A 13,207-nucleotide genomic window follows, 5' to 3' on the forward strand; every position below is an offset into this window, starting at 1 on the left:
GCGCCCCTGGGGGTGCTCGACCTGCGGCACGTCTACTTGGTGGCTCCTCTCATGAAGCCGTTGTAGATGAAGCGCTGGAGGAAGAGGAAGACGATCAGGGTGGGGACGATGACCAGGACCGCGCCCGCCGAGATCGTCTCCCAGTGCGCCCCGAAGGGTCCCTTGAAGCGGAACAGGGACGTCGAGATCACGCCAAGATCCTCGGAGGGCATGTAGAGGAAGGGGATGTAGAAGTCGTTGTAGACGTTGATCCCCTTCACGATGACCACCGTCGCGATCGCCGGTTTCAGCAGCGGGAGGATCACCTTGCGGTAGACGGTGAAGGCGTTGGCGCCGTCCAGGCGGGCCGCCTCGTCCAGGGAGACCGGGATGGAGCGGATGAACTGCAGGAAGATGTAGATCGACACGATGTCCGTGCCCATGTAGAGCGCGATCGGCGCCCACAGGCTGTCGAACATGCCGAGGCTGTCGACGATCTGGAAGGTCGCCACCTGGGTGGTCACCCCGGGGACCAGCGCGGCGAGCAGGAACAGGGCGACGACCACCTTCCGGAAGCGGAAGCGGAAGCGGTCGATCGCGTACGCCGTCATCGAGCCGATGAGGATCGTGCCGCCGACGGCGACGACGAGGACGAGGGCCGTGTTGCCGAAGGCGGACAGCATCTGGCCGTCGCGGAAGGCCGTCACGTAGTTGCCGAAGTTCAGCGGGTCGTCGGGCGGGGCCAGCGCCCCGCTGCCGTCCGCCATCTCCTCCGAGGACTTCAGCGAGGTCAGGAGGACGACGGCGAGCGGCAGCAGCACCACCAGCGTCGCCAGCAGCAGCGACAGGTACACCAGGGCGCGGGCCGCGGCGCGGCGGGTCATACGAGGTCCACCTTCTCGTCGGGGACGATGCGCCGCTGCACCCAGGTGACCACCAGGACGATCAGCAGCAGGACGACGGCGGCGGCCGAGGCGAGCCCCGTCTTGTTGAACTGGAAGGCCAGCTTCACCGTCTGGATCACGAAGGTCTCGGTGCCGGTGGCGCCGCCGGTCATGATGTACGGGATCTCGAAGACCGACAGCGAGCCGGAGACGGCCAGGATCACGCTGAGGCTCAGGATCGGTCTGATGCCGGGCGCGATGATGTACCGGAACTGCTGCCACCGGCTCGCGCCGTCGAGCTCGGCCGCCTCGTACAGCTCTCCCGGGACGGACTGGATGGCGCCGAGGAACAGGACGAAGTTGAGCCCCAGGTGGCGCCAGACGGAGACGCCGGCGAGCGAGGTGTTCGCGGAGAACGGCGTGCCCAGCCAGGCGTGGTCGGTCCGCACGCCGAGGAGGCCCAGGACGGAGTCGAGGGTGCCGCCGTCCTGGAAGAAGTAGAGGAAGACGAAGCCGATGGCCACCCCGTTGATCAGGTACGGGAAGAACAGCACGCCCTTGAAGAAGTTCCGGAAGCGGACGTCGAAGCTGAGGACCGTGGCGAAGTACAGCGCGAGGGCGATCTGCGCCACGGACGCCACGAGGTAGTAGCCGCTGACGAAGAAGACCTCGAACAGCTCGGACCGGGTGAGGAGTTCGGTGTAGTTGCCGGCGCCGGTGAAGTCGAGCTGCGGGCTCACACCGTCCCAGTCGGTGAAGCTGTACGCGATCATGTTGGCGATCGGCGCGTAGGTGAAGGTGAGCAGCAGGGCGAGCGGGGCGAGCAGGAAGAGCCAGGGAGTGAGGCGGCGCGCGGGCCGCGCCGCCGTGCCGGTGGTGTCGGTCATCAGGACCCCAGCGAGCCGCGTGCCTCGTTCCAGCGCTTGCCGAGGCCGGCGAGGAAGTCGTCGAGGTTTCCCTTGCGTGCGCCGCGGGCGAGGTCGACGATCTCCTGCCGGTAGTCGGGCTTGAAGATGCCGACCTCGGAGTGGTTGTCGATGGACTTCACCTCGGCGCCCTTGCTGTCGTCGAGGTCGAGGAGCCTGACGCCGGCCTCCTCGTACGGTTCGAGGATGTCGGGCAGCGGGGCGTCCTTCAGCGGGGAGAGGGCGAGATCGGCCGCGGCGTAGCCCGACTCGTCGGTGAACCAGTCGATCCAGGCGCGGGCGGCCTCCTTGTGGTCGGAGTTGACGTTGACGGCCTGCTGGTAGTCCGGGGAGGTCACCGCGCAGAAGACGCCGTCCTTCTGCGCGGGGAAGGGCATGAAGCCGATGTCGGCGGGGTCGGTCCCGGCCTGCTTCGCGGCGTCCCGCATCTGCACGACGGCCCAGGAGCCCAGCCACATGGTGGCGATCTCGCCCTTGGCCAGCTTCGGCTTGGACGCCTCCCAGTTGGTGGTGGTCGGGTCCTTCTCGGCGAGGCCGCCGCGCACGATGTCGTACAGCAGGGTGTCGGCCACGCGGAGGTCGGAGCCCTCGGCCCAGGGGTCGCCCTCGGCGAGTCCGCTGGTGGCCTCCGGGTCGCAGCCGACGGAGCCGTTGACGTTGGTCCACGAGGTGAGCGGCCACATGTCCTTGAAGTTGGTGTAGTAGGGCACCGCGTCCGTCTTGGACTTGACCGCCTTCAGGTCCCGGAGGAACTCCTCCGGCGTGGTGGGCCAGTCGGTGACGCCGGCCTCCCTCCAGACCCTCTTGTTGTAGACGAAGCCGGGGACGGTGCCGATGGGGCTCTGGCCGTAGACCTTGCCGTCGACGGTGGAGTAGTCGGTGAAGCGGTACTTGGCGGCGCGCTCCTCCCGGGTGCCGAGCGAGGCGAAGAACCGGGGGTAGTCCTTCTTCTCGATGACCGCGGGGATCATCAGGACGTCGCCGTAGTTCTCCGTGTTCATGCGGATCTTGACCTCGCCCTCGTAGTCCGTGAGGGCGTCGAACTCGACCTTCACCCCGGGGTGGGTCCTGTTGAACGCGGCGGCGTACTTCTTCATCGTCCCGTCCTGCACCAGGTCGGTCCGGTGGGTGAGGACCGTGATGGAGCCCTTGACCTCGGACGGGTCGTCGGGGGCCTCGGCGTCCGCTCCCTCGCTGGAGCCTCCCGTGCCCGTGCAGGCGGAGGCCAGGAGGGCGAGCAGGGCGATCGATCCGGTGAGTGTCGTGCGGCGGTTCGGGTGCATCACGGCTCCGTTCACGGGCGGACGAGCACGGGTGGGATGGCTGGTTCGGCACTCTGGCAGCACTCACTGAACCGGTAAAGTCTCAATTGCGCCAACGATGCCAGAACCTTGCTGTCACCGACCTCAACCGGTTTAGGGAGTGTGCATGCGTCAGGTCACACCGCTCACCGACGGATGGATCCTGCGACACCCGGACGGCACGGGGGACGCGCTCCCCGCCTCCGTCCCGGGGTGCGTGCACACCGATCTGCTGGCGGCCGGTCTGATCCCCGATCCCTTCCTCGGGCGCAACGAGGCGGAGGTGGCGTGGGTGGGCCGGCGGGACTGGACGTACGAGACGGAACTGCGCGCCGGGCCGGGCGCGTACGAGCAGACGGACCTCGTCTTCGACGGGCTCGACACCGTCGCCGAGATCCTGCTCGACGGCCGGCCGCTGGGCCGGGTGCGGAACATGCACCGCTCGTACCGCTTCGACGTGACCGGGCTGAGCGGGCGGCTCGCCGTGCGGTTCGCCTCGGCCCACGCGGAGGCCGAGGCGGTGCGCGGCAGACTGGGCGAGCGGCCCGGCGCGTACCCCGAGCCGTACCAGTACCTGCGCAAGATGGCCTGTTCGTTCGGCTGGGACTGGGGGCCGACGCTGGTGACGGCCGGGATCTGGCGGCCGGTGCGGCTGGAGCGGTGGTCGACGGCCCGGATCGCCCGGGTGCGCCCGCTGGTCACCGTCGAGGACGGCGCGGGCCGGGTCGAGCTGGCGGTGGAGGTTGAGCGCTCCCGGGTCGAGGCACCGCTCGCCGTCGAGGCGACCGCCGGCGGTGTGAGCGCCCGCGCGGAGCTCGACGGGACGGCCGGGACGGTGCGGCTGCGGGTTCCGGACGCACGCCTGTGGTGGCCCCGGGGGTACGGCGACCAGCCGCTGTACGACGTGCAGCTGACGTTGCTGCACGGCGAGGAGGCGCTGGACTCCTGGCGGCGCCGGATCGGGTTCCGGACCGTGCGGCTGGACACCTCGCCCGACGCGCACGGCACCGGGTTCACCCTGGTGGTCAACGGCGAACGGCTGTTCGCGCGGGGGGTCAACTGGATCCCGGACGACGTCTTCCCCTCCCGGATCACCCGCGACCGCTACCGGCGGCGGCTGGAGCAGGCGGCCGGCGCGGGCGTGGACCTGGTGCGCGTGTGGGGCGGCGGGATCTACGAGAGCGAGGACTTCTACGACGCCTGCGACGAACTGGGGCTGCTGGTCTGGCAGGACTTCCCGTTCGCGTGCGCCGCCTACCCCGAGGAGCAGCCGCTGCGCGGTGAGGTGGAGGCGGAGGCCCGGGAGAACGTCGTACGGCTGATGCCGCACCCCTCGCTGGTGCTGTGGAACGGCAACAACGAGAACCTCTGGGGCTTCCGGGACTGGGACTGGGAACCGGCGCTGGCCGGGGACTCCTGGGGAGAGGGCTACTACCTGGGTGTACTGCCGCGGGTGGTGGCCGAGTCGGATCCGACCCGGCCCTACACGGCGGGCAGCCCGTGGTCGGGTTCCTGGCGGCACCACCCGAACGACCCGGCGCACGGTACGCACCACTCCTGGGAGGTGTGGAACCGCGCCGACTACGCCGACTACCGGCTCGACGTCCCGCGCTTCGTCGCCGAGTTCGGCTGGCAGGCGCCGCCCGCGCACGCCACGCTGCGGCGGGCGCTGCCCGGTGAGGAGCTCGCCCCGGACTCCCCCGGCATGCTGCACCACCAGAAGGCGGACGACGGCAACGGCAAGCTGGAGCGCGGGCTGGCCCGGCACTTCGCCGTGCCGGAGGGCGACTTCGACCGCTGGCACTACCTGACGCAGGTCACCCAGGCGCGCGCGGTCGCCGCCGGCGTCGAGCACTGGCGCTCGCACTGGCCGGTGTGCGCGGGCACGGTGGTGTGGCAGCTCAACGACTGCTGGCCGGTCACCTCGTGGGCGGCGATCGACGGGGACGGGCGGGAGAAGCCGCTCTACCACGAGCTGCGGCGGCTGTACGCGGACCGGCTGCTGACGGTGCGGGCCGACGGGGACGGGCTGGTGGTGGCGGCGGTCAACCAGGCCGCCGGGGACTGGCGGGACACGCTGCGGCTGCGCCGGATGTCCGTGGACGGCACGGTGTTCGCGGAGGCGCGGCCGGAGCTGACCGCGCCGGGGCGGACGGTGGGCACGGTCGCGCTGCCGGCCGGTCTGGTGCCGGCCGGGCCCGGGGAGTTCCTGGTCGCCGACGCGGGAGGGCTGCGGGCGCTGCACTTCCCGGCGGCGGACCGGGACATCCCCTATCCGCGCCCCGAGTTCGAGGTCGCGGTGGTGCCCGAAGGGATCACGGTCACGGCCCGCACCCTGGTACGGGACCTGCTGTTGCAGGCGGACCGGCTGGATCCGGAGGCGACGGCCGACCGGGGGCTGGTGACGCTGCTGCCCGGGGAAGAGGTGACCATCGGGGTGCGGGGCTGGAAGACTCCGGACCCGCAGACCGCCCGTTCCGCCCTGTACTGCGTGGAGCCCACTCGATGACGGCAACGCCGACCCCCCGCGTCACCATCAAGGACGTCGCCGCGCGCGCCGGTGTGTCCAAGGGGGCCGTGTCCCTCGCGTTCAACCGCAAGCCCGGCCTGTCGGAGGCGACCCGGGACCGGATCTTCGCCGCGGCGCGCGAGCTGGGCTGGGCGCCCAGCCCGACCGCGCGCACGCTCGCCGGGTCGCGGGTGGACGTGGTGGGTCTCGCCATATGCCGGCCCGCCCGGCTGCTGGGCCTGGAGCCATTCTACATGGAGTTCGTCTCCGGCGTGGAGAGCGTCCTCGTCGAGCGCTCCTGCTCGTTGCTGCTGCGGCTGCTGCGCAGCCCGGAGGAGGAGTCCGGGCTGCTGGAGTCGTGGTGGAGGGGACGGCAGATCGGCGGGTCGATCCTGGTGGACTTCCGGGACGGCGACCCGCGTCCCGCGGTGGCCGGGCGGCTGGGGGTGCCGGTGGTGGCGGTCGGGCATCCGTCGCTGACGGGCGGGCTGACGTCGGTGTGGACCGACGACGCCTCGGCGGTGGGAGAGGCCGTGCGGTACCTGGCGGCGCTCGGGCACCGGCGGATCGCCCGGGTGGGCGGGGCGGCGGCGCTCGGGCACACGTCGATCCGGACGACGGCGTTCGACGAGGCGGTGCGGGGGCTGGAACCGGCGGGGCGGGCGTGGCAGGTGGCGACGGACTTCTCCGGGGACGCGGGGGCGCGGGCCACGCGCTCGCTGCTGACGGCCGCGCCGGGCGAACGGCCGACGGCGATCGTGTACGACAACGACATCATGGCGGTGGCGGGGCTGTCGGTGGTGGCGGAGATGGGGCTGCGGGTGCCGGACGACGTGTCGCTGCTGGCCTGGGACGACTCGCAGCTGTGCCGGCTGACGCATCCGACGTTGTCGGCGATGAGCCATGATGTGCACGGTTTCGGTGCGGAGGTGGCGCGGACACTGTTCGGTGTGATCTCCGGGGACGATCCGGCGTCGCACCCCGTGCCGACTCCGGTGCTGACCCCGCGGGGGTCCACGGCCCCGCCGTGACGGGTTCCCGCCTGCCGGGCGCCGCCGGACGTGTGATGTTCGCCGCTCCACGCAGCGGGACTGGGCAGTCACGTTACCCGCAAGTAGCATGGGCCGTAAGCAAGCGCTCAGCATCCCGTACCTGGAGGAGAGCCATCGTGCCTCGTACCGTCAGGGACGTCGTCTTCGTCGACGGCGTCCGCACCCCGTTCGGCAAGGCGGGCCCGAAGGGCATCTACCACGAGACCCGTGCCGACGACCTCGTCGTGAAGGCGATCCGGGAGCTGCTGCGCCGCAACCCCGGTCTCGACCCCAAGAAGATCGACGAGGTCGCCGTCGCCGCGACCACGCAGATCGGCGACCAGGGCCTGACCATCGGCCGCACGGCCGGCATCCTCGCGGGCCTGCCCACCTCGGTCCCGGGCTACTCCATCGACCGCATGTGCGCCGGCGCCCTGACCGCCGTCACCACGGTCGCCGGCTCCGTCGCCTTCGGCGCGTACGACGTCGCCATCGCGGGCGGTGTCGAGCACATGGGCCGTCACCCGATGGGCGAGGGCGTGGACCCCAACCCGCGGTTCGTGTCCGAGAAGCTGGTCGACGAGTCCGCCCTGTTCATGGGCATGACCGCGGAGAACCTCCACGACCGCTACCCGACCATCACCAAGCAGCGCGCCGACGAGTACGCGGTGCGCTCGCAGGAGAAGGCCGCCAAGGCGTACGCCAACGGCAAGATCCAGGCCGACCTGGTGCCGGTCTCGGTGCGCCGCACCAACGAGGAGGCCGGTGAGACGGGCTGGGGCCTGGTCACCGCCGACGAGCCGATGCGCCCGGGCACCACGCTCGAGAACCTGGCGAACCTCAAGACCCCGTTCCGCGTGCACGGCCGGGTCACCGCCGGCAACGCGGCCGGTCTGAACGACGGCGCCACCGCCTCCCTCATCGCCTCCGAGGACTTCGCCCGCGAGAACAACCTCCCGGTGAAGATGCGCCTGGTCTCCTACTCCTTCGCGGGTGTGGAGCCGGAGGTCATGGGCTACGGCCCGATCCCGGCGACGGAGAAGGCCCTCGCCCAGGCGGGGCTGTCCATCTCCGACATCGGTCTGTTCGAGATCAACGAGGCCTTCGCCGTCCAGGTCCTCGCCTTCCTGGAGCACTACGGCATCGCCGACGACGACGCCCGCGTCAACCAGTACGGCGGCGCCATCGCGTTCGGCCACCCGCTCGCCTCCTCCGGCGTCCGTCTGATGACGCAGCTGGCCCGCCAGTTCGAGGAGCAGCCCGAGGTCCGTTACGGCCTCACCACCATGTGCGTCGGCTTCGGCATGGGCGCGACGGTCATCTGGGAGAACCCGCACTTCGAGGGGGACAAGTGAGCACCACCGCAGAGCTTCTGAAGGGTGCGGCCGAGCTGTTCCCCGGCGAGGTCGTCACCAGCGCGCACGTACGCCACTTCGACCTGCCGCTCGGCGCGGGCCGGTTCGCGCTGATCACGCTGGACAACGGTCACGACCACACCAAGCCGACCACGCTCGGCCCGCAGTCGCTGGCGAACATCGACGCCGCGATCGACCGGGTCGAGAAGGAGGCCGCGGACGGCGAGATCGTCGGCGTCGGCGTCACGGGCAAGCCGTTCATCTTCGCCGTCGGCGCCGACCTCAAGGGCGTCGAGCTGCTGAAGCGGCACGAGGACGCGCTGGCCATCGGCAAGGGCGGCCACGACGTCTTCAAGCGGCTGTCGCAGCTGGCCGTGCCGACCTTCGCGTACTACAACGGCGCCGCCATGGGCGGTGGCGTCGAGGTCGGCCTGCACTGCACCTACCGCACGGTGTCGGCCGCCCTCCCCGCCTTCTCGCTCCCCGAGGTCTTCCTCGGTCTGGTCCCCGGCTGGGGCGGCTGCACCCTGCTGCCGAACCTGATCGGCGCCGAGAAGGCCGTCACGGTCATCATCGAGAACAGCCTCAACCAGAACAAGCAGCTCAAGGGCGCGCAGGTCTACGAACTCGGCATCGCGGACGCGATCTTCGAGGGCGCGGACTTCCTGGAGCAGTCGCTGATCTGGTCCGCGGCCGTCCTCAAGGGCGAGATCACCATCGAGCGCCCGGCGATCGACCGCGGCGAGGCCTGGGACCAGGCCGTCGCCAAGGGCCGCTTCATCGCCGACTCCAAGGTGCACGGCGCCGCCCCGGCCGCCTACCGCGCCCTGGACATCATCGCCGCCGCCAGGAACGGCGACCTCCAGCAGGGTTACGACGCCGAGGACCAGGCCCTGGCCGACCTCATCATGGGCGGCGAACTGCGCTCCGGCATCTACGCGTTCAACCTGGTGCAGAAGCGCGGCAAGCGTCCCGCGGGCGCCCCCGACAAGTCGCTGGCCCGCCCGGTCACCAAGGTCGGTGTCGTCGGCGCCGGTCTGATGGCCTCGCAGCTCGCGCTGCTGTTCCTGCGCCGCCTGGAGGTGCCGGTCGTCCTGACCGACATCGACCAGGAGCGCGTCGACAAGGGCGTCGGCTACGTCCACGCCGAGATCGACAAGCTGCTCGGCAAGGGCCGGATCAACCAGGACAAGGCCAACCGCCTCAAGGCCCTGGTCTCCGGTGTGCTGGACAAGGCCGAGGGCTTCGCGGACGCCGACTTCGTCATCGAAGCGGTCTTCGAGGAGATGGGCGTCAAGCAGCAGGTGTTCGCCGAGGTCGAGGCGGTCGCCCCGGCGCACGCGATCCTCGCCACCAACACCTCCTCGCTGTCGGTCACCGAGATGGCGTCGAAGCTGAAGCACCCCGAGCGGGTCGTCGGCTTCCACTTCTTCAACCCGGTCGCGATCCTCCCGCTCCTGGAGATCGTCCGCGGTGAGCAGACCGACGACGCCTCGCTGGCCACGGCGTTCGGTGTCGCCAAGAAGCTGAGGAAGACCGCGGTGCTGGTCAAGGACGCCCCGGCGTTCGTCGTGAACCGCATCCTCACCCGCTTCATGGGCGAGATCCAGAACGTCATCGACGAGGGCACCCCGGTCGAGGTCGCCGAGAAGGCCGTCGAGCCGCTCGGTCTGCCGATGTCGCCGCTGGTGCTCCTGGAGCTGGTCGGTCCGGCGATCGGCCTGCACGTCTCCGAGACCCTCAACCGGGCGTTCCCGGAGCGGTTCACCGTCTCCCCGAACCTCAAGAGGGTCGTCGAGGCGGGCAAGCGCGGCTTCTACGTCTACGACAGCGGCAAGCCGGAACTCGACCCCGAGGTCGCCGCGCTGCTCGAGCAGGGCGACACCGTCCTCACCGAGGAGCAGGTGCGGGCGCGGGTGCTGGACGCGGTGGCGCAGGAGATCGGGCTCATGCTCGACGAGGGCGTCGTCGCCGAGGCGCAGGACGTCGACCTGTGCCTGATCACCGGCGCCGGCTGGCCGTTCCACCTGGGCGGCATCACGCCGTACCTGGACCGTGAGGGTGTCTCCGAGCGCGTCAACGGCAAGCGGTTCCTGGAGCCCGGCCTGGCGAGCGTTCCGGCGTAACGGCCGGCGGTCCCCGGACGGGGGGTGGGTCGCACGGATAACGATCCGTGCGACCCACCCTCTTTCGTCCCGGGCGTACCGATAGGATCTCCACACCATCTGACCACTTGTTTACATGCTTGACGTTTTGTTCTGCTGAGGAGTCCCCGTGGCGTCCACCCGCCGCCAGCCGGCCCGCAGTCGGGTGTGGCCCAAGGTCCGGCTGCTGCTGATCGTGGCCGTGATCGCCGCCGGCGCCACGGCGCTCTATCCGGTGTGGAAGAAGGCGAACCCGGATCCGCCGGACCTGCTGGTCCGCTACCGGACCGACACCCCGGCCACCGCCCCGGTCGCCAAGCCGTCGCTGGAGGTCTTCAACAAGACCGACAAGCCCCTGCCGTTGAGCGACGTCTCGCTCCGGTACTGGTTCACCGCCGACGAGGGCGCCTCGTACGCGTTCAACTGCGTCAACGTCACCTTCGGCTGCTCGAATCTCGCCGGGCGCGTGGTCGAGATGGACAAGCCCACCGACACCGCGGACCGCTATCTGGAGATCCGGTTCACGGAGAAGGCCGGCACGCTGGCGCCGGGCGCCAACAGCAAGGGCATCGACCTCCAGCTGTTCCGCACCGACCACAAGGAACTGAAGCAGTCCGACGACCGCTCCTTCGACGCGCGGACGAAGAGCTACAAGGAGGCCGAGCAGGTCACCGCCTACAAGCGGGGCGTGCTCGCCTGGGGCGAGGAACCGGACGGCACGAAGCCGGACCCGGAGAAGAAGGACACGAAGGCGGCCACCGCGCCCGACCCGCTGCCGGCCCCGCCGGAGGGCGTCCTCTTCGACACCTTCGACTACCTCGGCGCCAAGGACCCGGCCCTGTTCAAGCACGGCTGGCTGGTCCGCACCAGCAAGGGCGGCCCCGGCATCGAGAACACCTGGTCGGCGGATGGCGTGACCTTCCCCGGCGACGAGGAGGCACTGGAGAGCGGGCAGGTGCTCCAGCTGCGTGCCAGCACCGACGGCACCGAGGCGGGCACCAAGCAGGCGAGCCTCGGCACCGCGGCGAGCAAGTTCCGCGAGGGAACCTACGCCGCCCGCCTGCACTTCACCGACAAGCCGTCCTCCGGCGACGCGGGCGACCACGTCAACCAGACCTTCTACACCATCGGCGGCAAGGGCTCGACGTACAGCGAGCTGGACAACGAGTACCTGCCGAACGGCGGCTGGGGGCGGCCCGGTCCCAAGCTGGACACCGTGACGTGGTACGACCACGAGACGAACGACCGTCTCTACACCACCACCAACAAGAGCCTCGACGACTGGCACACGGTGATGATCCGCGTGAAGGACGGCGTGGTCGCCTACTGGCTCGACGGCAAGAAGCTCTTCGTCACCAGCGGGAAGTTCTACCCGCGCTCCGACATGTCGGTGAACTTCAACCACTGGTTCATCGACCTGCCCTTCAAGGGTGAGCGCGCCTGGGACATGAAGGTCGACTGGCTTTACTACAACGCGAACGACACCTTGTCGGCCGAGGAGGTCCAGGCCCAGGTCGAGGACTTCACCGGCAAGGGGATGAACTACTTCGACACGGTTCGGGAGTCCTAAGTGGGCAAGAGGCGGTCCACCTCACACAGCCGCGCTGACGCGGGTGAGAAGCCGGTGGTGAGCCGGCGGTCGGCACTGTTGCTGGGCGGCGCGGGAGGCGTCGCCATGGCGGGCGGGGGTGCCTGGCTGGGCAACGTCGTCGCACAGCCCGCGGCGGCCCCGGCGGCCGAGGGCGCCATCGGCGGCCTCTCCACGCCCCCGCCGTACGCGCCGTCGGGCCGCCGGCCGAAGAACCGGCGGGCCACCTGGTCCCAGCAGTTCCAGGCGTCGCACGGCTGGAGCGCGGGCGGTGCGGGCACCCAGTCCGCCGAGGTGAACGACAAGGCGCAGTTCGTGCGCGGCACCCAGGCCGTGCGGGTGACCACCAACGGCAGCGGCAAGCAGTCCTACGTCCGCAGGTCCGGCATGGACGCCATGGACCTCAGCGGCAAGATGATCCGGCTGGTGTTCCGCGTCGACGACGTGACGGACCTGGCCAAGATGGTGTTCTACCTGGGCAGCGGCGGGCTGAAGAACTACTTCTCCTGGACCTTCCACTCCCACTCCAAGACGGCCGCCAACTACGTGCAGTCCGGCGAGTGGGTGACGGTCCACCTCCAGTGGGCGGACGTCAAGAGCGCCGCCGGCACCTACACGGTCTCGGCCGACGGCAAGCCGTCCACCACGACGGACTTCACCGACATGTCGTTCGCCGTGTACGACAACGCGGCCGGGCCGGTGACGTACCGGCTGCAGGCGGTCGAGCTCATACCGGACACCTCCGAGGCCTTCCCCAAGGGCGTCGTCTCCATCACCTTCGACGACTCCCACAAGTCGATCCACGACCTGGCCCGCCCGATCATGGACTCCTTCGGCTTCCCCGGCACGTCGTACAACATCGCCGACGCCATCGGGACCGGGAACTTCATGACGGTCGACCAGATGCGCTCGATGCAGAACTTCTCCGGCTGGGAGATGGGCGGACACGCCTACGCGAACGCCACGCACACCGCCAGCTACCCCAAGCTGACCGCGGAGCAGGCCGACGAGGACTTCCGCAAGCTGCGTGAGTGGCTGGTGTCCAACGGCTTCACCAGCGAGCACTTCGCCTATCCGCACGGGGCGTTCCAGAAGACGTCCGACGGTGTGCCCGTGGACCTGATCGCGAGCCGGCACTTCACCACGGCCCGGTCGATCATCTCCGAGACGATCGAGTCGTTCGCCCCGGCCAACCCGTACCGGCTGAAGTCGCTGACCGGCATCACCGACGGCACGGGCATCGGCGGCGCGCCCCTGGCCCGGCTGACGGGCGAGGGGGGACAGCTGGACCGGTGCAGGGAGAGCGGTGACTGGCTGATCCTGTGCCTGCACAAGATCGTCGAGGGTGCACCGAAGACCAGCACGGAGATCGGCACGGCCGGCCTCACCACGCTGATGCAGGAACTCGCGGACCGGGACATCCCGGTGGTGACCGTCGAAGAGGCGATGGCCTACTACCAGTAGGCCCCGGAACGGGAAAAGGAGGGGGC

9 protein-coding genes are annotated in these 13,207 nt (G+C 70.0%); 6 read left to right on the top strand and 3 right to left on the bottom strand.

All coding sequences use genetic code 11. The features are described 5' to 3' along the window. Window positions 1–32 precede the first annotated feature (32 nt). From IE118_RS12460 to IE118_RS12470, 3 genes are read right to left on the bottom strand one after another with little or no spacing between them, the layout of a single operon-like run. Window positions 33–863, bottom strand: a complete 831-nt coding sequence (locus tag IE118_RS12460) for a carbohydrate ABC transporter permease (protein WP_189557865.1) — start codon at window positions 861–863, stop codon at window positions 33–35. Beyond that, on the bottom strand, window positions 860–1,750 hold the full coding sequence (locus IE118_RS12465) for a carbohydrate ABC transporter permease (RefSeq protein WP_189557866.1): 891 nt from the start codon (window positions 1,748–1,750) through the stop codon (window positions 860–862). The genes IE118_RS12460 and IE118_RS12465 overlap by 4 nt, the downstream gene beginning before the upstream one ends. Then, entirely contained in the window at window positions 1,750–3,072 is a 1,323-nt protein-coding gene (locus tag IE118_RS12470) for an ABC transporter substrate-binding protein (protein ID WP_189557867.1), read from the bottom strand. The genes IE118_RS12465 and IE118_RS12470 overlap by 1 nt, the downstream gene beginning before the upstream one ends. Window positions 3,073–3,217: 145 nt before the next feature. Between IE118_RS12470 and IE118_RS12475 the strand changes: the two genes are divergently transcribed. The 6 genes from IE118_RS12475 (at window position 3,218) to IE118_RS12500 (ending at window position 13,181) form a co-directional block, all read left to right on the top strand. Then, a complete protein-coding gene (locus IE118_RS12475; RefSeq protein WP_189557868.1) occupies window positions 3,218–5,599 on the top strand; it encodes a glycoside hydrolase family 2 protein in 2,382 nt (793 codons plus the stop codon). Further along, a complete protein-coding gene (locus tag IE118_RS12480) occupies window positions 5,596–6,630 on the top strand; it encodes a LacI family DNA-binding transcriptional regulator (protein ID WP_189557869.1) in 1,035 nt (344 codons plus the stop codon). The genes IE118_RS12475 and IE118_RS12480 overlap by 4 nt, the downstream gene beginning before the upstream one ends. Window positions 6,631–6,767: 137 nt before the next feature. After that, the gene (locus IE118_RS12485) at window positions 6,768–7,985 is read left to right on the top strand and encodes a thiolase family protein (RefSeq protein ID WP_189557870.1); all 1,218 of its coding nucleotides are present in this window, start codon (window positions 6,768–6,770) and stop codon (window positions 7,983–7,985) included. Then, on the top strand, window positions 7,982–10,111 hold the full coding sequence (locus IE118_RS12490; protein ID WP_189557871.1) for a 3-hydroxyacyl-CoA dehydrogenase NAD-binding domain-containing protein: 2,130 nt from the start codon (window positions 7,982–7,984) through the stop codon (window positions 10,109–10,111). The genes IE118_RS12485 and IE118_RS12490 overlap by 4 nt, the downstream gene beginning before the upstream one ends. 148 nt (window positions 10,112–10,259) lie before the next feature. Continuing rightward, window positions 10,260–11,699 (top strand): cellulose binding domain-containing protein, encoded by a 1,440-nt coding sequence (locus IE118_RS12495; RefSeq protein ID WP_189557872.1) that lies wholly within the window; start codon window positions 10,260–10,262, stop codon window positions 11,697–11,699. 57 nt (window positions 11,700–11,756) lie between these two features. Continuing rightward, the gene (locus IE118_RS12500) at window positions 11,757–13,181 is read left to right on the top strand and encodes a polysaccharide deacetylase family protein (protein ID WP_229846783.1); all 1,425 of its coding nucleotides are present in this window, start codon (window positions 11,757–11,759) and stop codon (window positions 13,179–13,181) included. Window positions 13,182–13,207: the final 26 nt, after the last annotated feature.

Origin of the sequence: Streptomyces pilosus, from assembly GCF_014649835.1 — a bacterium.
Classification (GTDB): domain Bacteria; phylum Actinomycetota; class Actinomycetes; order Streptomycetales; family Streptomycetaceae; genus Streptomyces; species Streptomyces pilosus.

Excerpts from the sequence above, each read along its gene's own strand:
- IE118_RS12460 (WP_189557865.1), bottom strand. The coding sequence starts at position 863 with ATGACCCGCCGCGCCGCGGCCCGCGCCCTGGTGTACCTGTCGCTGCTG.
- IE118_RS12465 (WP_189557866.1), bottom strand. The coding sequence starts at position 1,750 with ATGACCGACACCACCGGCACGGCGGCGCGGCCCGCGCGCCGCCTCACT.
- IE118_RS12470 (WP_189557867.1), bottom strand. The coding sequence starts at position 3,072 with ATGCACCCGAACCGCCGCACGACACTCACCGGATCGATCGCCCTGCTC.
- IE118_RS12475 (WP_189557868.1), top strand. The coding sequence starts at position 3,218 with ATGCGTCAGGTCACACCGCTCACCGACGGATGGATCCTGCGACACCCG.
- IE118_RS12480 (WP_189557869.1), top strand. The coding sequence starts at position 5,596 with ATGACGGCAACGCCGACCCCCCGCGTCACCATCAAGGACGTCGCCGCG.